The organism is Algibacter marinivivus (assembly GCF_003143755.1).
GTDB classification, from domain to species: domain Bacteria; phylum Bacteroidota; class Bacteroidia; order Flavobacteriales; family Flavobacteriaceae; genus Algibacter_B; species Algibacter_B marinivivus.
The window spans coordinates 698,118-718,196 of sequence record NZ_QFRI01000001.1 but is presented as its reverse complement, the minus strand read 5'-3'; the positions used below and the strand labels follow the sequence as shown (position 1 = coordinate 718,196).

21 protein-coding genes are annotated in these 20,079 nt (G+C 31.0%); 10 read left to right on the top strand and 11 right to left on the bottom strand.

Annotation, left to right across the window (positions count from 1 at the left end; translation table 11 throughout):
* The first annotated feature begins 106 nt into the window (after positions 1-106).
* Positions 107-799 carry a zinc metallopeptidase gene (locus tag DIS18_RS03430; protein ID WP_109351627.1) on the top strand — a complete coding sequence of 231 codons (693 nt, stop codon included), beginning with the start codon at positions 107-109 and terminating at the stop codon, positions 797-799.
* 76 nt (positions 800-875) lie between these two features.
* Entirely contained in the window at positions 876-2,648 is a 1,773-nt protein-coding gene (locus DIS18_RS03425) for a MutS-related protein (RefSeq protein ID WP_109351626.1), read from the top strand.
* Between the two features lie 9 nt (positions 2,649-2,657).
* Here DIS18_RS03425 and DIS18_RS03420 read toward each other — a convergent pair whose 3' ends face one another.
* From DIS18_RS03420 to DIS18_RS03410, 3 genes are read right to left on the bottom strand one after another with little or no spacing between them, the layout of a single operon-like run.
* A complete protein-coding gene (locus DIS18_RS03420) occupies positions 2,658-3,470 on the bottom strand; it encodes a tetratricopeptide repeat protein (protein ID WP_109351625.1) in 813 nt (270 codons plus the stop codon).
* Positions 3,467-3,943 carry a hypothetical protein gene (locus DIS18_RS03415; protein WP_109351624.1) on the bottom strand — a complete coding sequence of 159 codons (477 nt, stop codon included), beginning with the start codon at positions 3,941-3,943 and terminating at the stop codon, positions 3,467-3,469. Before DIS18_RS03415 ends, DIS18_RS03420 begins: the two co-directional genes overlap by 4 nt.
* Positions 3,944-3,956: 13 nt before the next feature.
* Positions 3,957-4,865, bottom strand: a complete 909-nt coding sequence (locus DIS18_RS03410; RefSeq protein WP_109351623.1) for a TlpA family protein disulfide reductase — start codon at positions 4,863-4,865, stop codon at positions 3,957-3,959.
* Between the two features lie 171 nt (positions 4,866-5,036).
* Between DIS18_RS03410 and DIS18_RS03405 the strand changes: the two genes are divergently transcribed.
* The 5 genes from DIS18_RS03405 (at position 5,037) to DIS18_RS03385 (ending at position 9,357) form a co-directional block, all read left to right on the top strand.
* The gene (locus DIS18_RS03405; RefSeq protein WP_245925565.1) at positions 5,037-6,008 is read left to right on the top strand and encodes a sensor histidine kinase; all 972 of its coding nucleotides are present in this window, start codon (positions 5,037-5,039) and stop codon (positions 6,006-6,008) included.
* Between the two features lie 89 nt (positions 6,009-6,097).
* Positions 6,098-6,787, top strand: coding sequence for a LytR/AlgR family response regulator transcription factor (locus tag DIS18_RS03400; protein ID WP_109351621.1), 690 nt, complete (start codon positions 6,098-6,100; stop codon positions 6,785-6,787).
* Positions 6,788-6,818: 31 nt separating this feature from the next.
* Positions 6,819-7,961, top strand: coding sequence for a methionine aminotransferase (locus tag DIS18_RS03395; protein WP_109351620.1), 1,143 nt, complete (start codon positions 6,819-6,821; stop codon positions 7,959-7,961).
* Positions 7,962-8,022: 61 nt separating this feature from the next.
* Entirely contained in the window at positions 8,023-8,514 is a 492-nt protein-coding gene (locus tag DIS18_RS03390; RefSeq protein WP_146191790.1) for a hypothetical protein, read from the top strand.
* 63 nt (positions 8,515-8,577) lie between these two features.
* On the top strand, positions 8,578-9,357 hold the full coding sequence (locus tag DIS18_RS03385) for an amidohydrolase (protein WP_109351618.1): 780 nt from the start codon (positions 8,578-8,580) through the stop codon (positions 9,355-9,357).
* Here DIS18_RS03385 and DIS18_RS03380 read toward each other — a convergent pair.
* Both DIS18_RS03380 and DIS18_RS03375 read right to left on the bottom strand, forming a co-directional pair.
* Positions 9,350-10,957 carry an Ig-like domain-containing protein gene (locus tag DIS18_RS03380; protein WP_109351617.1) on the bottom strand — a complete coding sequence of 536 codons (1,608 nt, stop codon included), beginning with the start codon at positions 10,955-10,957 and terminating at the stop codon, positions 9,350-9,352. The two genes, DIS18_RS03385 and DIS18_RS03380, sit on opposite strands and share 8 nt — an antisense overlap.
* 62 nt (positions 10,958-11,019) lie before the next feature.
* Positions 11,020-11,697 carry a ComF family protein gene (locus tag DIS18_RS03375; protein ID WP_109351616.1) on the bottom strand — a complete coding sequence of 226 codons (678 nt, stop codon included), beginning with the start codon at positions 11,695-11,697 and terminating at the stop codon, positions 11,020-11,022.
* Between the two features lie 81 nt (positions 11,698-11,778).
* Here DIS18_RS03375 and DIS18_RS03370 point away from each other — a divergent pair, with 81 nt between their 5' ends.
* Complete coding sequence (locus tag DIS18_RS03370; RefSeq protein WP_109351615.1) at positions 11,779-13,323, top strand: glycine--tRNA ligase; 1,545 nt, start codon at positions 11,779-11,781, stop codon at positions 13,321-13,323.
* A gap of 84 nt (positions 13,324-13,407) precedes the next feature.
* On the opposite strand, the gene DIS18_RS03365 is transcribed toward DIS18_RS03370, so the two are convergent.
* The 4 genes from DIS18_RS03365 to DIS18_RS03350 all read right to left on the bottom strand — a co-directional run bounded on the left by DIS18_RS03365 (position 13,408) and on the right by DIS18_RS03350 (position 16,332).
* Positions 13,408-13,953, bottom strand: a complete 546-nt coding sequence (locus DIS18_RS03365) for a DUF3575 domain-containing protein (protein ID WP_245925564.1) — start codon at positions 13,951-13,953, stop codon at positions 13,408-13,410.
* A gap of 96 nt (positions 13,954-14,049) precedes the next feature.
* Positions 14,050-14,520, bottom strand: a complete 471-nt coding sequence (locus DIS18_RS03360) for an Lrp/AsnC family transcriptional regulator (protein ID WP_109351614.1) — start codon at positions 14,518-14,520, stop codon at positions 14,050-14,052.
* Positions 14,489-14,749 (bottom strand): hypothetical protein, encoded by a 261-nt coding sequence (locus DIS18_RS03355; protein ID WP_109351613.1) that lies wholly within the window; start codon positions 14,747-14,749, stop codon positions 14,489-14,491. Before DIS18_RS03355 ends, DIS18_RS03360 begins: the two co-directional genes overlap by 32 nt.
* A 218-nt stretch (positions 14,750-14,967) precedes the next feature.
* Positions 14,968-16,332 carry a saccharopine dehydrogenase family protein gene (locus tag DIS18_RS03350; RefSeq protein WP_109351612.1) on the bottom strand — a complete coding sequence of 455 codons (1,365 nt, stop codon included), beginning with the start codon at positions 16,330-16,332 and terminating at the stop codon, positions 14,968-14,970.
* A 111-nt stretch (positions 16,333-16,443) separates the two neighbouring features.
* On the opposite strand from DIS18_RS03350, the gene DIS18_RS03345 reads away from it, so the two are divergent.
* Both DIS18_RS03345 and pckA read left to right on the top strand, forming a co-directional pair.
* Entirely contained in the window at positions 16,444-16,842 is a 399-nt protein-coding gene (locus DIS18_RS03345) for a DUF423 domain-containing protein (RefSeq protein WP_109351611.1), read from the top strand.
* Between the two features lie 60 nt (positions 16,843-16,902).
* Complete coding sequence (gene pckA / locus DIS18_RS03340; RefSeq protein WP_109351610.1) at positions 16,903-18,519, top strand: phosphoenolpyruvate carboxykinase (ATP); 1,617 nt, start codon at positions 16,903-16,905, stop codon at positions 18,517-18,519.
* Positions 18,520-18,576: 57 nt separating this feature from the next.
* Here the strand turns inward: pckA and DIS18_RS03335 are convergent, their stop codons facing one another.
* A complete protein-coding gene (locus DIS18_RS03335; RefSeq protein ID WP_109351609.1) occupies positions 18,577-19,326 on the bottom strand; it encodes a uroporphyrinogen-III synthase in 750 nt (249 codons plus the stop codon).
* 20 nt (positions 19,327-19,346) lie between these two features.
* Entirely contained in the window at positions 19,347-19,994 is a 648-nt protein-coding gene (locus tag DIS18_RS03330; RefSeq protein WP_109351608.1) for a DUF4271 domain-containing protein, read from the bottom strand.
* Between the last annotated feature and the right edge of the window lie 85 nt (positions 19,995-20,079).

Sequence of the window (20,079 nt, the reverse complement as noted above, 5' to 3'; positions counted from 1 at the left end):
TTGAGAGTTAGGCGTTTTTTATTTTACTATTATATATGACAAATATTCAGTTTATAATATTGGCGTTATTTTTGCTATATTTAATTAGAATTTAAAAACTAAAAAAATGTTTGGATATTATATATTAATAGGAGCTGTTGCTTTAGTAAGTTGGTTAGTTAGTAATACTTTAAAGCGAAAGTTTGCTAAGTACTCTAAAACACAACTAAGAAATGGTATGAGTGGTGCTGAGATTGCTGAAAAAATGTTAGCAGATCATGGAATAAGTGATGTTGAGGTTATCTCAACACCAGGACGTTTAACAGACCACTATAACCCAAAAAATAAAACGGTTAATTTAAGTGAAGCGGTATACAATCAGCGTAATGCAGCTGCAGCGGCAGTTGCTGCTCATGAATGCGGACATGCCGTACAGCATGCGCAAGCATATAGTTGGTTGCAAATGCGTTCAACATTAGTGCCTATGGTTAGTGTGACTTCTGGGATGTCTCAATGGCTAATTATTGGAGGTTTAGTATTAGGTGGTGCAGCTGGACTTGGTTTAGGCTGGTGGGTTGCCGTTTTAGGTGTAGTTTTTATGGGAGCTGCTACTTTATTTAGCTTTATTACTTTACCTGTTGAATACGACGCAAGTAACAGAGCTTTAGCTTGGTTAAAAAATAAAAACATGGTAACTCCAGAAGAATATAAAGGATCTGAAGATGCACTTAAATGGGCAGCTAGAACATATTTAGTTGCTGCCATTGGCGCTTTAGCAAACCTGTTGTATTGGGCGCTTCAAGTTTTTGGAAGAGATTAATAGTATTAAAAAATAAAAGTAAAGCCTCGATTTTATTTCGAGGCTTTTTTGTTTCTTTATATCAGATTTAAGCATCATGAAAACCCCATTAAAATACTATAAAAAACATCTAAAGAAATATCAAGCCGAGGTTAAAAGTTTGTACAAACAAATGACGGGTTTAAGCACGCTTCGTTTATTGGTATTCACAGTCACTGGTGTTGGTGTTTATTTCTTTTTTAATCAATGGCAAATAGCAGTTCCTATTGCTGTTTTAGGTATTATTGTGTTTATCTATTTGCTTTCAAGATATACTGATATAAAACGTGAACGCGACTTTAACAGAGCTTTGGTAAAGATTAATGAAGAAGAAATTAAAGTTTTTTCTGGTGATTTTCACGATAGAAATGATGGTTCAGAATTCCAAGACCCAAATCATTGTTATAGTTTAGATATTGATTTATTTGGACGCGGTTCTTTCTTTCAGTTTATTAATAGAACAACCGTTTTTGAAGGAACACAACAATTGGTCAATGCATTAAAAGCTAATGATGTAAGTAATATTAAATTGCGTCAAGAAGCGATTAAAGAGTTAAGTGTAAAACCAAAATGGCGACAATATTACTCCGCTACTTCTAATTTAGTTGAAATTGAAACGCCAGCGAAAAGTATTATTAGTTGGTTACAAAATCATAAACCATTTTTGCCTAAATATATGTCGTGGTTACCATTGGTTTTTGGCTTGAGTACAATAACTATTTTAATTCTAACGGTTCTTGGTATAATTACAAATCAAGCTTTAATAGGGTATTGGATATTTGTAGGTTTTGCTATTACAGGAAAGTATCTTAAAAAAATAAACAGCCTTTCTTCCAACACAGATAAGGTTAGAGATACATTTAGGCAGTATGCATTGTTGCTAGATTTTATTGAAAATGAATCTTTTTCATCACAGTTATTGCAAGAAAAGCAAAAACAAATTCAATCGGGAGATAAAAAAGCTTCAGATATTTTTAAAGCCTTCTCAAGGGCTTTGGATGCTTTAGATAATCGAAATAATATTATAGGTGCTATTTTTGGGAATGGCTATTTTCTAACAGATATTAAGAATAGTTATAATATTGACCAATGGATTTCTAAATACAGAGATAAAGTGTCTGATTGGTTTGAAGTGGTTTCGTTTTTCGATGCTTATAACTCTTTAGGTAATTATGCATATAACCATCCAGACTTTATATATCCAAATATTTTAGAAGATAAGGCTGTTATTAAAGCAGAAAACTTAGGGCATCCATTATTAAACAAAGAAAAGCGTATTGATAGTGATTTAACTATTGATAACGAGCAATTTTTTATAGTTACAGGTGCTAATATGGCAGGAAAGAGTACGTTTTTAAGAACCGTTTCTTTGCATATTGTTATGGCTAATATCGGATTGCCAGTTTGTGCTAAATCGAGCGAGTATTCGCCAGTAAAATTAATTACAAGCATGCGAACTTCAGATTCTTTAACTGATGATAGTTCGTATTTCTTTTCAGAATTAACACGTCTCAAATTTATTGTTGATGCTATTCAGAAAGAACCTTATTTTATTGTTTTAGATGAAATTTTAAAAGGAACGAATAGTACTGATAAAGCTATTGGATCTAAAAAGTTTGTTGAAAAACTGGTGGCTTCAAATGCCACAGGGATAATAGCAACCCATGATTTAAGTTTATGTGATATTGCGAAAGAACTTAACGATGTGAAAAATTATTATTTTGATGCTGAAATTATCAATGATGAACTTCATTTTGATTATAAATTGAAGGTAGGAATTTGTCAAAATATGAATGCATCGTTTTTATTGAAGAAAATGGAGATTGTTTAGTTAAATAACCTATAAAGTCTTCAATGCATCCTCAATATCAGATAAATAAACATTATAACCAGCATTAGTGTTACGGTATCTGCCTACATCATTTAATTTATTAATCGCTTTTTCAAATTGATTTTTAGCTTCAGATGTATTCTGTTTTGCTTTATAAGCTAAACCTAAATAATAGTAAGTATCGGCAATATCTTCATTGATTGTTAATTGTTTTTTCAATGTTTCAATAGCTTGGTCAAACTGTTTGCTTTTTACATATAACATGCCTAATGAATGGTAGTCTGCAAATCCATAGTCGTCTTCAGAATCATAAGTTTTTAAACATTCCTTTATAGTTTTTATGCCTTTAGCATAATTACCAGTTCTAGCATAAGCAAGTCCTAAAATAATGCGCATATCTTTTTCGCCACCTGGTGTAAATTGAATGAAAGATTTTGGTAATGCATAATAAGCTTCTAGGTCTTGAATACATAATGTGTAATTTCGGTATTGCCAATACCAATATGCTCTATAACACAAGTATTCTAAAGGTTTTAATTTTATAGCTTCATTTAAAATATCTAATCCTTCCAGTAGATAGCCTCGTTTAAAATAAGGTACAGATTTTTCATAATAAGCCCAAGCAAATTTTGGACCTACAGCTATAGCTTCATCAAATAATAATTGAGATTCTCTGCTGCCTTGTGGGTGTTTTATGGCTTCATCACAAAGTTCGCAGGCTTGTCTTTCAGGACTTCCTTCTGGAAAAATATAGCAGTTAACTTGACTGTAACTTTTAATGGTTAGGACTAAAAATAAAACGATAAAAATTAATTTCTTCATGATTTTATGATGTTGCCGTTTTTCATTTTTATATTTATAAATCTATACCCATCATAATCTTTCCCTCTGTAATTGGCATGATTCCATTGTTTTAAAGATTTAGCTATGGATAATATATGATTCTCTAATGCTTTTGAACAATGCCCTTTTTTGAAGTTAGAATCAAGAACTTCAATTCTAAATCGCCCCGTTTCATTATTACAATTAACAGCAAAACGTATTATAAAATAGCCGGTAAAATTGTTTAATGCCGATTGAAATGTATAATTTTTTATTAGTTCTTCTTCCAGCGCTTTTTCTCCGCCAGTATATTGAATATAAGCGCGTTTATGAAGCACTTTGGTTGAATCACAGAATTTGAAATTAGGATTGTCAATAGCTTCATCAAAAGGAGTATCTCCAATTTGATTTTCGTAATGTTGTTGTAGTTCTTTAGAAGTTTGGCATCCAAAAGATAGGATGGTTACTATCATAAAGATTCGAAAACTATTTTTTGTCATTATTTGCAGTATTCAATTTAATTTTCTCAACCATTTCCAGAGCATTTTTATCTTCAGGTTTTAAACTTAATACTTTATAATAGCTTTTTAAAGCTTCATTGAGGTTTCCCGCTTCCAATTGGGCTTCTCCTAAACTATCGTAAACACTACTTCTGTAAGGGAAGATTTTTGAATTAAAATCAAAAATATACAAAGCATTTTCTATTTGATTTGAGCGTAAAAGTGAATAGCCATATGTGTTTAATTCTCTACTACCTTTTACAAATTCTGAAAACCTAGAAACTAAATTGGGTTGGTCTATTTTAAGACTATCTAAAGATTTGTTTTGAAGCAAATAATCCATGTAATTGGCAATCAAATAATTTGATTTGTATTTATTATCGGTAACTATACTTAGCAAATCGCGCTCAAAAGTTTCTTTGGGGTGTTCAACAATTCTATTAACTTCTTTTCCGTCTTTATAGATAATAAAAGTTGGGACACGATGAATATTTAATCCTTTTTCTTCATGGTTAGGACTTTGTTTATAAGCCTCTTTAGTTCGGTTAACAGCAATTACTTGCAATTGGCTTTCGGGGAATTTTGCGGCTTCTATAACCTTATAAAATCTAGGAACTTCTTTTTTGCTATCGCCACACCAAGTACCTAAAAATACTTTAATTTCATATTGTTTTAAAGAGTCTTTTAGCTTTTTTGCTACAGCTTTATTTACTAAATAATCTTCATGGTTTTTAGAAAACCAAGAGTTAAATGTATTTTGTGTTAAACCGATTTTGTTTATTTTTCCAAGTAAAACTTCGTTTCCTTTTTGGTCTAGTTCTATATGATTTAGGGTTTGAGAAAAACCAAATTGTAGGCTAAGTAAAGTAATGAGTAAGATTGCTGTTCGTTTCATGTTTTTGATTGTTTATAAACCAAATTTAAACTAGCTTTATAAGTGAAGCGAATAATTTTTACAAACAACAGACTTGAATTAACAAACGTCATTTTTGGTTGTTTGCAATAACAAAATTGACTTTCGTACATAATGTTTGATGGTTTTGGCTTTTCTGATTACTTTTAAAAAATGACATTCATCAATAAACATACTTCTCAAGTTTTAGTCCATATATTATTTTGGATGCTCTTTGTGTTTGTGTCTTTGTTTCTATTCTCTGATTATTATTGGAGAGAAAACCCGTTTTTACAATATGTATCACTTTTAGTGGTTATCGTTTACATAAATAACTTTTTGTTACTTCCTTTTTTTGTTAAGAAGAAACTGTATGTGTTATATGTTTTCGTTTTTGCTGCTATTTCTTTTTTTGCTACTCAATTGTATTGTTATGCTTTTGCGCAATGCGGATGTAGTTTACCAAAATGTTTAAGTGACTATTTATGGCAAACTTTGGTGCCTCTTATTTTCTTTTCTTTTGTTTGGGTTTTGTATCGATTTATAGATAAGCAAGAAGAAGTTGAAGCAGTGAAAAAAGAGCATGCAGAAATGGAATTAAAATTCCTTAAATCTCAAATAAATCCACATGTTTTGTTTAATAATTTGAATACAATTTATTCATATTCTATTGAAAAACCAGAAGACACACCAGAACTTATTTTGATGCTTTCAGATAATTTGAAACATGTGTTATATGAAAGTAATGAAAAGACCATTTCATTAGAAAAAGAGGTTCATTTTATAGATAATTATATCAAATTTCAAAAAATAAGAACAGAAGGTGTTAAACAGATTAATTATAGTAAAACTATTGATTCTTTAAGTCATCAAATTGCGCCTTTGCTTCTAATTACAATCATTGAAAATGCTTTTAAACATAGTACTTTGAATAGTGAGATAAAAGTGAAAATTAATGTAGAAGAAGGTGTCTTGAATTTTACTTGTGAAAATGATTTTGATGACCAAAAAGTAACAACTACTGATTTGAAAATAGGATTGCAAAATCTTGAAAAACGTTTAGAGCTTATTTATAAAGATGATTATGAGTTTAATATTGATAAGAATAGAGATTTTAAAGTAACCTTAAAACTGAATTTAAAATAGTTTTGTGTCTCCTCGAGCGCAGTCGAGAGGTTGCAAAAAACAAATAGATCTTGACTGCGCTCGACCTGACATATTTGAAAACATAAAATATGAAGTGTGTAATTATAGAAGACGAAATTCCTGCGCAAAAGATTTTAAATAATTTTATCTCTAAAATCCCGAGTTTGGAATTGGTCGAAACGTTTCAAGCGGCTATTGAAGCCAATTCGTTTTTAAATAAAGAATCTGTGGATGTTGTTTTTCTGGATATTAATTTGCCAGATATGTCTGGGCTTGATTTTATAAAAACTATTAAAAACCCACCAGCTGTAATAATGACAACAGCTTACTCTGAATACGCTGTTAATAGTTTTGAGTTAGATACTATTGTAGATTATTTAGTTAAACCATTTTCTTTTGATAGATTTTTAAAAGCAATAAATAAAGCAAAAGAAAGGATAGAGATTCCTGAGGCTATAAATGATGAGAGCGAGGAAACTATTTTTTTAAACGTTGATAAAACGCTTCATAAAATTGTATTAAACGATATTCTATTTATTGAATCTGAACGAAATTATATTACCGTTGTTACTAAAAATCAAAGATTATCTTATATAGATTCTCTAAAGAATTGGAATGCTAAACTTCCAGAAAATCAATTTATACAAGTTCATAAATCTTTTATTATTAATAGTAGTTTTGTAAATAAAATATCTGGAAATACCATTTTTATCAAGGATAACAAAATTCCAATTGGTAGAACCTACAAGCAAGATTTATTGAACAAATTAGGAGTTTAAACTTTTAAAAGAAGTAAGTATCTTTACTTTCATGCAACATAATTCTAAACTTCCGAATGTAGGTACTACCATTTTTTCAATAATGAGTGGATTAGCAAAAACCCATAATGCTATAAATTTATCTCAAGGATTTCCAGATTTTGGTAGTGATCAAAAGTTAATAGATTTGGTTAGTAATGCTATGAATTCTGGACATAACCAATATGCACCAATGGCAGGTAATCTAGAGTTACGCAAAGCTATTGCTAAAAAAATGGATGTTTTATATAATTCTACTTATCATCCTGAAAATGAAATTACAATTACCTCAGGAGCAACCCAGGCTATTTCTACAATATTATCAACTTTTATAAGACAGGATGATGAGGTTATCGTTTTTAAACCTGCTTATGACAGTTATGAACCAGGAGTAAAATTAAATGGAGGTAGAGTGGTTTCTATTCAACTTCAGGCGCCAACTTTTAGTGTGGATTGGGGCCTTGTAAAATCTAAGATTAATAGTCATACAAAAATGATTATTATAAATACACCACATAACCCTTCAGGAACTGTATTTTCAAAAGATGACATGCTGGCTTTGGAAAGGGTTACTAAAGACACCAATATTATTGTTTTAAGTGATGAGGTTTATGAACATATGATTTATGATGATGAGAAGCACCAAAGTGCCTGTTTGTTTCCGGATTTAAAATCTAGAACTTTTGTTGTTGCATCGTTTTGTAAAACCTTCCATAATACAGGTTGGCGCATTGGATATTGTTGTGCGCCAAAAGCGCTTATGGAGTTATTTATTCAAGTACACCAATTTAGTGTGTTTTGTGTACATCATCCAACACAAAAAGGGATTGCAGATTATATGCAAGAACCAAAGCATTATTTGGAGTTATCTGCATTTTATCAAAAGAAACGGGATCTGTTTTTAAGTTTAATTAAAAATTCTAGATTTAATTTCACTCCCTCAAAAGGGACGTATTTTCAAGTGTTAGATTATTCCAATATTACACAAGAATATGATGTTGATTTTGCTAGAAGACTAACCATAGATTTTGGTTTAGCATCTATTCCCTTGTCGGTTTTTAATGAAAATAACTTAGACAATAAGGTCTTGCGTTTTTGTTTTGCAAAAAAGGATGATACTTTAAAACGTGCTGCTGAAATTTTAAACCAAATTTAAGTTACTTTTTTAAAATTAATGTGTCTAACAATATGAGATGTCAAATTTTAAAAAAAATATTATGAGAATATTATTAGTAGTACTATTCATGAGCTTAGGTTTTTTACTTAACGCGCAAGACGTGAGTTTTAATGGTGTAACTTATGAAATAAAAAAGGATAGAATTTTTAAAGATAGTGTTGATGTTACTGATGTACTTTCAGTTGATGAAAAAGCCGAAATACGTGCAGCTTTTGATAAAAAAATGACTCAAATTGCTGCATCTGAAGAAACTAAAAAACGTATAGAAAAAGCCGAAAAAGAGCAAGAAAAGGCTGAAAAAGACCAAAAAAGAGCCGAAAAGAAGCAAAAAAAGGCAGAAAAAGCATTAAAGAAAAAAGAGAAAGCACAATCTAATTTTGATAAATCTACCAAGAAGCATAAAGACGCTATTAAAAAATACGAGAAGCTCAAAAAGAAAGGTAAACTATCACCTCAAGATGAGGAAAAATGGCTAGAAAAGATTAACAAATACAAAGAGGCTTCTGCTAAAGCGAAGAAAAAATTAAAATAAATTTTTACTTTTTTACCAATAAAAGCATTATTTTAAGGTTCAGCATAAAATAGCTTATAAAAAATGCAAGATGAACTTAAAATAGCTTTAATACAATCTGATTTGGTTTGGGAAAACCCAACCAAAAATCGTGATAATTTTACTAAAAAGATTGAAAATATTTTTGACAAAGCAGATGTTATTGTGCTTCCAGAAATGTTTACAACTGGATTTACCATGAACGCAAAGTTTGTTGCTGAAACCATGGATGGTAAAACCGTTTCTTGGATGAAAGATTTGGCATCAAAAGCTAATGCTGCTATTGTTGGTAGTATTGTAATTTCTGAAAAGAATAACTTCTATAACCGATTACTTTTTGTTGAACCTTCAGGTTATGTAACATCTTATGATAAGCGACATACTTTTACTTTAGTAGGAGAGGATAAAACCTATACAGCTGGAAAAGAAAAAGTGGTTTTGCATTACAAAGGCTGGAAAATTAGACCTTTAATTTGCTACGACTTACGCTTTCCAGTTTGGGCAAGAAATACCGAAGATTATGATGTTTTATTATACGTTGCCAATTGGCCAAAACCCAGAGTTTCAGCTTGGGATGCTTTGCTAAAAGCACGAGCCATAGAAAACATGAGTTATTGCATTGGTGTAAATAGAGTAGGAGTTGATGGTCTGAAAAGTGAATACTCAGGGCATTCAGCGGTCTACGATGTTTTAGGAGAACGTATAAGTAATTTCAAGCCCAATGAAGAAGATATTCAAATCATAACCTTAGAGAAGCGACATATTCAAGCGTATAGAAATAAGCTAAAGTTTTTAGATGATAGAGATACTTTTAGTATTACCTAAAAGTGAGTGTTTCTTCAATCCCCCAGTCTGCCCTAATTTCAATTTCTTGGAAGTGACTTACTTTTTCAGGCTGAATCTTTTTTAAATAGTTTCCCGTATCAAACTTTTTATTCCCATTGGTATCATGAATAATCCTTATGGAATACATGCCAGCATCTAAATTAAGGAAGTCAATAGGTTCAGATTTATCAACAAATTGCTCAACTTTTACATCACCTTTTTTGTCAGTAAGTTGAACTATCAATGGATAAGTAGCATTTATAAGAGTAAATCGAGCATAACCAAAATCAGATGCTTTACGGGTTCTTAAACTGTAATTTAAGGTGTCTTTGTTTTTATCACCGAAGAAATCTTCAAAAGCTTCAGGTAGAATTTCAATACGATAATTATTATCTTCAACTTTATCAAATTTTATAGCATAAGTATTTAATATGGTGTCAAAATCTGTAGTAAAATCAACAGCAGTTGAATCTTTATCCATCATGGTTATTTTTGAATTGTCAAAATTCAATAATGGTGTTGTGGAAGAGATTTTAAAATCTTCACTATAGGCAATAGTTCCAGAGGGTTCAGAACTAATAATCAAAGTATCTCGCTTTTGCTCACTAATTCTAGCTGTAAATTCTTTTTCAAATTCCTTTTTAGAAACCTTAAATATTAAAGAGTCAACTTCTTTTAATCTAGGTTTATACCAATAGTTTAAAGTATCCGTTTTTGGATCTTTGGTAACTCTATATTCAAATTCAGGAGGTGTTTCAGATAGAATTTCTATGTTCATGTCTTTGTAGTTACCTTCATATCCAAAGGCAATTTTTTCGCCAGAGAGTAATCGTGGTCGTGTAGCTTTAAAATCAACATCTTCTTTAAATAACCTAAGCGTGTATGATGAATCTGTTGGTACTTCTATGAAACTTTTATTGACGCCTATTTGATCCGTTTTTTGTTGAAATTTATTATCTCCATTGCCATCTTTTAAAGCCATTAACATGTACTTACCAGGTTTTAAGTTTTCAATTGAAAATGTGGTAACGCTATCTAAAGTATTGGTAATGTATTTTGGCGTTTCTTTATATATTATGGAATCTGTAAATGTAGAATCTACTTCATATAAAGCTACATTCACAAATGTTGCAGGTTCTTTTTTTAAGGCATCAACAATATTTCCATTTACGGAAAGAGAGTCAATATAATCACCTGTAGAAAGTACATAACGATAATAAGGATAAGGATTTCCTTCATTGTTATCCGTTATACTATTACCAAAATTAAAAGCGTAAGTTGTATTTGGTTGTAGTGTATCGTAAATTTTTATTGTAATATACTTACTTGCACCACCCAAAGGCATAACATCTGGTTGCGTTTTCATTGGTGGCGAAATGATAAGCTGTTTTTGTAAGTCTTTTATTTTAATATACTCATCAAAATAGACTCTAATTTCGTTTCCTTTAAAATTAGTAGAATAATTTTCAGGATCAGATTTAATGATAGTAGGAGGGGTTTCATCTTTAGGTCCACCATCTGGGGTACCACGATTTGCACAGTTTATAAAAACGAAGCCAATAATAAAAGCAAAAATAAAATTTGAAAGGGTCTTGTTCATCAACAATTTTAAATTTTAGCAAAAGTACATGAATTCTGCTAAAAAATATAACGGTTCTTAACTTAAGCTATTGCCATAGTGGCAATACTTATTTTTGAATTTTCAGCAACACTTAAAACAGAAATACATGCTTCAAGTGTTGCGCCAGTTGTAATAATATCATCTACAACTAAAATGTGCTTATTCTCAATTTTTGTAATGTTTTTTAGTGCAAAAAGTTCATCACTACTGCTCCATCTGGCAAATCTTTTTTTATTAGTTTGAGATTTAGTGTTTGAAATTTTAATCAAAACATCATCCAAATATTCAGCGTTTAAGGCTTCAGCAATTTGTTGACCAAATTTAGCTACTTGGTTATAACCTCGCTTTTTAAGTTTGTTTTCATGAAGCGGAACAGGAATAATAGCATCAATATTTTGGTAGGCTTCAATTGTTTTTAATTCGCCACCCAGCCAATTCCCCAAAATAAAACCAATGTTTTCATGTCCTTTGTATTTAAGGTTATGAATTAGCCGTTGCACATTCCCTTTTTTTTCGAATCTAAAAAGTGCGGTTCCGTGTTCAATTTTTGCACGACCGTAGAGTACTTTTTTTATATTATCACTATCATCAAAATGAAAATTTGTTACAGGTAAATCGTGTCTGCAATCTAAACAAATGGTGTCTTCGTTATCATTTAATTGGTTATGACAAGCATTACATACTTTAGGGAAGAACAAATTAACGATAGATTTAAGCATTGTATAGAAATGTAGTCATGTAAACTTAATTATTTTTCACAAAAAGACGTTTGTTTTAAGCGGTTTTTTATTTTTGCACCTATGGCAAATCAAGATGATAAATTTAAGAAGGTAATTTCGCATGCGAAGGAATACGGATATGTGTTTCAAAGTAGCGAAATTTATGACGGTTTAAGTGCAGTTTATGACTATGCACAAAACGGAGCAGAATTAAAGAAAAATATTCGTGACTATTGGTGGAAAGCCATGGTTCAAATGAATGAAAATATAGTAGGGATTGATGCGGCAATTTTTATGCACCCAACAACTTGGAAAGCTTCAGGACATGTTGATGCATTTAACGATCCATTAATTGATAATAAAGATTCAAAAAAACGCTATAGAGCGGATGTTTTAATTGAAGACTACTGTGCTAAAATTGAAGCTAAAATAGATAAAGAAGTAAAAAAAGCTGAGAAACGTTTTGGAGATTCTTTTAATAAAGAAGAATTTGTATCTACAAACGGGCGTGTTTTAGGCTATCAAGAAAAAATAAATACTACGCTGTCTCGTATGGCAAAATCTTTAGAAAATGAAGATTTAGCTGATGTAAAGGCATTGATTGAAGAGTTAGAAATTGCAGATCCTTTAACAGGAAGTAAGAACTGGACAGATGTTAAGCAATTTAATTTGATGTTTGGAACCAAACTTGGTGCTTCAGCTGATACGGCAATGGATTTGTATTTGCGCCCAGAAACGGCTCAAGGTATTTTTGTAAACTTTTTAAATGTTCAGAAAACAAGCAGGCAAAAAATTCCTTTTGGGATTGCACAAACTGGTAAAGCGTTTAGAAATGAAATTGTTGCAAGACAGTTTATATTTAGAATGCGTGAGTTTGAACAAATGGAAATGCAGTTTTTTATAAAACCAGGAACTCAAGGTGAATGGTATGAGTATTGGAAAGAAACACGTATGAAGTGGCATTTATCTCTAGGAATGGGTGCTGAAAATTACCGTTTTCATGACCATGAGAAATTAGCACACTATGCTGATGCTGCTGCTGATATTGAATTTAAATTTCCATTTGGATTTAAAGAATTAGAAGGTATCCATTCTAGAACAGATTTTGATTTAAAAGCGCATGAAGAGTATTCTGGAAAGAAATTACAATATTTTGACCATGAGGATAATGCGAGTTATACGCCTTATGTTTTGGAAACCTCTATAGGTTTAGATAGAATGTTTCTTGCGGTTTTCTCTAACGCTTTACAAGAAGAAGATTTAGGAGATGGAAAATCACGTACTGTTTTAAAATTACCAAGTGTTTTAGCACCTACCAAAGCAGCAATTTTGCCATTAGTTAAAAAAGATGGTTTGCCAGAAATAGCAAAAGAAATAGTTGAGTCGTTAAAATGGGATTTTAATGTAATTTATGATGAAAAGGATGCGGTTGGAAGACGTTATAGAAGGCAAGATGCTAATGGAACACCGTTTTGTATTACTGTAGATCATGATACTAAAGAAGATAATACGGTTACTATTCGTCATAGAGATTCAATGGAACAACAGCGTGTTAAAATTGAAGATTTACGCATGATTATCAAAAAAGAAGTTGATGTGCGTAATTGGTTAATGAAGATGAAATAACAAAATTCTGCGAAAAACAGGAATCTTATTTAATAAAAAAACCCAAGCACATAGCTTGGGTTTTTTGTTTTATTGTAAAATTTTTTAAAATCTGTATCCTAGTGTAATACCTATTTTTGCTACAATTTCGTAATCATATCTATCATTTTCAAAAAGGTTTCTACCAACACCAAAATTTAGCTCACCAATAAAGCCACTTTCGGTAATCCATTTTCCTCCAAGACCTATACCCAATGCAAAATCGGTAACAGTTTCCTCCCTAATAGAGGTATCAAAGTCTCCAGAAAATCTATAATCATTTGTGGAGTTTAACATCCCAAACCCCTCTACAAAAAAACCAGCTGCATATTTTTTTCCAAAATAGAAACGGTAATATGGAGATATATAATAGTTGATGTCATCATTTATATCATCATCAAAAGGTAAAAACACATTTACACCAAATGCAGATTCTTGGTTAATAGTACGTTCATAGGTTACATCAAAGGCTCCAAGCACTAAGTATAAACCGTTTAACTTTAATTCATTAAAATTTTCAGAGGAAGTGTTTTTACTATCTGTATTTCCTTGAGAAAACATAGACATTGAAAATAATACAGTAGCAAGTAATACTAGGTAAGATTTTTTCATAGTTTTTTATTTTTTTATAGTTTGAAGCAATATTAATCAATAATTATACCGAGAGTATAAAATTGATTTGCTTTTTTGAATAAAAATGTCGCTAAATTATATATGTACTTGTCTATCAATTTGTTGGTCTAAAGAAATAAGTGATTCTGTACGTTGTACTCCTGTAATGGTTTGAATTTTTTCGTGAAGTAATCGCATTAAATGTGCATTATCTTTACTTAGTAGCTTTATAAATAGACTATAATTACCTGTAGTATAATGGCACTCTAAAACTTCAGGAATACGTTTTAAGGCTCTAACTACATCATCTGTATTGGCAGCTTTGTCAAGATAAATGCCAACAAAGGCTAAGGTTGTAAAGCCTAAAACTTCAGGATTGATGATAAATTTTGAGCCTGAGATAAGCTTAGATTTTTCTAGCTTACGTAGGCGTTGATGGATTGCTGCTCCTGAAATACCAACGTTTCTTGCAATTTCTAGTATAGGTGTTCTGGCATCAGTGGTTAGAGCGCGAAGAATTTTTTTATCGATACCATCAATGATTATGGTTTTGTTTTTTTGTTTCATGAGTGTTTTTAATGCTTTGTATTGTGTCTGCTTTTTTATGTTCAGATTTTCTTTCTGTTTTAGTGATTTTTTTCTGTCCTTTTAATGAATCGTTGATTATTTCAGCTTCTTGCCATGCTTCATAAGAGTGATAAGCGGCAAGAGGAACACCAATAATGTTAATTAAAACATTGCCTAAAAAATGAATTGAAAAAATAGTTAATAAGATAATATCTAGTAAACGCTTCATTTAATTTCAAACTAAAACATAAAAGTAAGTATTTGATTTTAAATTGAAACTATAAATTGCGTTAGGGATTGAAACGGCATCCTTTTGTTTTTTTTTATGAAAGCATAAACTGCTTTTTATGATTGTCTATAACTAGATTGTGGATTTCTGCCTTTGTAGGAATGACAAAAAACAAAAGATATAGTGGAAAGCCCGACCCTTGTGGTAACGCCCAAAAATTAATTATTTAAAGGATTGTAACCTAGATAAGGCACTTCTTTTTCTTGAAATTTGATACCGAATGCTTCGAGCTCTTTTAAAATGGGTTGGTATACTTCTTTAGTGATAGGGATTTGAACACCAGGTGTTGTGATTTTACCATTTAAAATAGCTAAAGTTGCGATGGCTACAGGAAGGCCAACGGTTTTAGCCATAGCGGTATAGGTTTGATCTTCGCCAAGAACCACCATATTAGCATCTATTTGATGTTTTTTTCCATGAAGTTCGTACCCAAATTTATGATACATAACAATCATGTCTTTGTCGTTTTTTGAAAGCGTCCAGCTATCCATTAAAATCTTTTGTAGAATTTGTGCTGGCGTTGCTTTTTTGAGTTCTACTGGTTTGTTTGGGTTGAAAATATCTATTTCTACGAGCTTATCCCAAACCACATCGTCTTGATCGATTTTTAGTTCATGTCTAAGTTTTAATTCTACAGAATCTGTTGGACTGTAGGGTAGAAATGAATTAGTAAAATCGCGATAACTCATATTTTCGCTATCATCTATAGTGTAGCTATCGTCTGTCATACCAAGCATAACAAAAATATTCCATGCGCGACTAAAACCTACGCGCCTCATGGTACCTCTATAAAGTGTTTTTATATTGCTTAATCCGTAAACGTTTTGATATTTTAAAGAATCTCTGTTAGCATAGACCTCGAAACGTCCAAAATTATCAATTTCTAAAAACTCTGTACGTCTAAATAATCGGTTATATGGAATGTATTTATAAGTGCCTTCTTGAAGAAATTTTGCAGCACCTCCTTGTCCTGCAGTTACCACATTTCTGGGGTTCCATGTGAACTTGTAATTCCAAAGGTTATCATCGTTTTCAGGAGCTACTAATCCGCCAGTAAAGGATTCAAATAAAATAATTTTTCCGCCTTTGTCTCTTATATTATCTAAAACCTGCATTGCGCTCATGTGATCTATTCCTGGATCTACACCAATTTCATTCATTAGTACGAGGTTATTTGCTTTGGCATCATCATCTAAGGCTTGCATTTCTTTACTCACATAAGATGCGGTAACCATATGTTTTTTATATATAATGCAATCTTTGGCAACTTCTATATGGAAACGTGCAGGTAGCATGCTAACAACTATATCTGCTTCTTTAACAGCATGAGTTCTTGATGTTTCGTCAAAAACATCTAATTTAATGGCTTTAGCATTGTCATGATTGCCAATTAGTTTTTTTGCGTTTTCAATATGTAAATCTCCAACTGTTATGAATAATTGTTCTTCAGACGATTTATCTAACAAATATTTTAATAAATATGATGTTGATTTTCCAGAACCAATAACTAAAACCTTTCGCATATTGAGTTTTGTTAAGTAATTTTGTTTTTAATTAACGAATTGCTTAAAAAGCTTTCAATTTTACGAAATTAATAAATATTAAATGTATTTATTGCGAATAATTTATAAAAAATGAATAAAACGATATTAGTTACTGCAATCGGATTAGGAGTATTGAGTATTATTTTAGGTGCTTTTGGTGCTCATGCCTTAAAAGAACTCATCCCTTTTGAATCTCAACAAACTTTTGAAACAGGTGTGCGTTATCAAATGTATCATGCACTTTTATTGTTATTTGTTGGAAGTACGTCTTTGGTAAAAAATAAAACAAAAAAAATAACCTACTATTTAGTAGTAATTGGACTTTTGTTTTTTTCAGGTTCTATTTATGGCTTAGCTACAAATGACTTAACGTCTTTCAATTTTAAATCCATTGGTTTTATAACACCAATTGGTGGTTTGTTGTTAATTTTAACATGGGTTTTTATTCTTGTCGATTTCTTAAAGATTTCATCTAAAAAGGTGGTATAATTATTAATTACTTAAAATAATTGTTTTAATTTTGCCAGATAAACAATTTTACATCAATTTATGGAAAATTACGGTCAGGTTACGAAAACGATTTCGTTAGAGCAATATGGCATAAAAAATGCAAAAGTAAAGTATCAATTATCTCCTGATGAGCTTCATGCTATTTCAATAGAAAAAGGCCTTGGAGTGGAGGCCTCTTCTGGTGCATTGGCAGTTAATACAGGTGAGTTTACGGGACGTTCTCCAAAAGATAGATTTATTGTTAAAGATGATATTACTAAAGACCGTGTTTGGTGGGGTGATATTAATATTCCTTTCGGACCTGAAAACTTCGATAAATTATATAATAAGGTAGTTGATTACCTATCTGAAAAGGAACTTTTTGTAAGAGATAGCTATGCTTGTGCAGATGAAAATTATAAGCTAAACATTCGAGTAATTAATGAATATCCTTGGAGTAATCAGTTCGCATATAATATGTTTTTGCGTCCTACAGAAGATGAATTAGAAAATTTTGATCCTGAGTGGATTATCATTAATGCGCCTAGTTTTATGGCTAATGCTGCAATAGATGGAACACGTCAACATAATTTTGCCATATTAAATTTCACTAAAAAAATTGCATTAATTGGTGGAACAGGATATACAGGAGAAATTAAAAAAGGTATTTTTTCTGCTTTAAATTTTATCCTTCCAGTGTTTAAGAATACAATGCCCATGCATTGTAGTGCCAATGTTGGTAAAGATGGTGATACAGCAATCTTTTTTGGGCTGTCAGGAACTGGAAAAACAACGCTTTCTACAGATCCAAACAGGAGTTTAATTGGTGATGATGAGCATGGTTGGACTAATGAAAATGCGGTATTTAATTTTGAAGGTGGTTGTTATGCTAAAGTGATAAACTTATCAAGAGATAATGAACCTGAAATTTATGATGCTATTAAAAAAGGAGCTATTCTTGAAAATGTGATTTTAAATGATAATGGAGATGTTGATTTTGAAAACACATCCATTACACAAAATACAAGAGTTAGTTACCCTATCCATCATATTGAAAATATACAAGAGCCATCTATTGGAAAAAATCCAAAAAATATATTCTTTTTAACTGCTGATGCATTTGGGGTTATTCCTCCAATTTCAAAATTAACCCCAAGTCAAGCAGCGTATCATTTTATATCTGGCTATACAGCTAAAGTAGCTGGAACTGAAGCTGGTGTAAAAGAGCCTGTGCCTTCTTTTTCGGCATGTTTTGGTGCGCCTTTTATGCCATTACATCCTGCTAAATATGCAGAAATGTTAAGTAAAAAAATGATTGATGCCGGTGTAAATGTATGGTTAGTCAATACAGGTTGGACAGGTGGTCCTTATGGTGTAGGAACACGAATGAAATTAAAGTATACTCGTGCCATGATTAATGCTGTTCTAGATGGACATTTAGGATTGTATAATTATGATGATTATCATATTCACTCTGTATTTGGAGTAGCACAACCTAGAACTTGCCCTGGTGTACCAACAAGTGTTTTAAGCCCGAGAGCAACTTGGAATGATGATGAAGCTTACTATAAAATGGCTTTTAAATTAACTAATGCGTTTAGGGAAAACTTTAAAAAGTTTGAGGAACATTGTACTGAGGAAATCAGACGTGGAGGCCCTCAACGATATGCATTTTAAAAACAAAAAAGGGATGATTTAAAAAATCATCCCTTTTTATATATTATAAAATAAATTCTATTTTCCTTTATTAGCTTTTTCAATATACTTCTGTAAAGCCATAGTCATTGATGGCGTTTCAGGAGTTGGTGCAGCAATATCTACACGCAATCCTTTTTCTTCAACAGCTTTAATAGTTGTATTTCCAAATACAGCTATACGTGTATCATTTTGTTTGAAATCAGGAAAGTTTTGAAATAAAGATTCAATTCCTGATGGGCTAAAAAACACTAAAACATCATAGTATACATTAGCTAAATCAGATAAATCACTTACTACTGTTTTGTAAAACGTTGCCTGTTTCCAATCTACTCCTAAATCATTAAGAATTTGAGGTACAGCAGGTTTTACTTTATCAGTATTTGGTAATAAGAATTTTTCATCTTTATACTTCTTAATTAAAGGTGATAATTCTGCGAACGTACGTTTACCTACATAAATTTTACGTTTTCTATACACCACATATTTTTGAAGATAATATGCAACAGCTTCAGACTGACAAAAATATTTCATTGAATCTGGAACTTTAAATCGCATCTCTTCTGCAATTCTAAAAAAATGATCCACAGCATTTCTACTAGTTAGTACAATTGCAGTGTAATCATTTAAATCAATTTTTTGATGTCTGATTTCTTTAGCTGACACGCCTTCAACATGAATAAACGGTCTGAAATCAATTTTAACGCGTTGCTTCTCTTGTAAATCGAAGTAGGGCGAGTTCTCTATTTTAGGTTCTGGTTGAGATACTAAAATGGTTTTCACTTTCATAAGCGCAAGTCGTTTTTCTTTTAATTTTCAATAAACACCTTATATAAAATGATATAGGGTGCAATTTCGAGAGCGCAAAGATACAAAATAAAATAGAATATGTTGTTTTTTATTAGAGTTTGATGTGTTTTAAATGAACTAATTAAGCCTAAAATATTAACAAGTATTAATAAGGCAATAACACCATAAATAATGGGCAATGTTGGCTGGAAACTATATAGTAATAATGCGTTTATTGGTAATAATAAAAGACCAACATAATTTTTAAAACTTGTTTTTTGAAAAATATATTGGTCTATGAGTTTGTCAATTTCAAAAAGACTGCCAATTAAACGTTCAATAAGCACTTTTATTAAAATAAAAACACCAATACTAAAGCTTAATTTAAACATAGTGTTTCCAGAAATATTTTGGGTCTCTATAAGTTCTCTATAAATAATAAAACAAAAAACAGAAACTGATAATACTAAGTTGGCAAATAACAAGGCATCAAACTTGTCAAAAAATTTCTGATCTCTTGAATAAATCTTAAGGTACTTGTCATTTCCTAATACTAAAATAAAATCGTCAAACCGTTTTGGAGATATTAATTTTGCTATAGCAACAACAATTAAGCCTATAATTAATAAGATGGTAAATATTTCGTTTGAAATTATATGACGAAGCATGCCCTAAAATTATTATAATTTTTAAGAATAGGATGTATTATTAAGAAATATTTAAATTAAATAAACGCTGATTAATGTACATTTG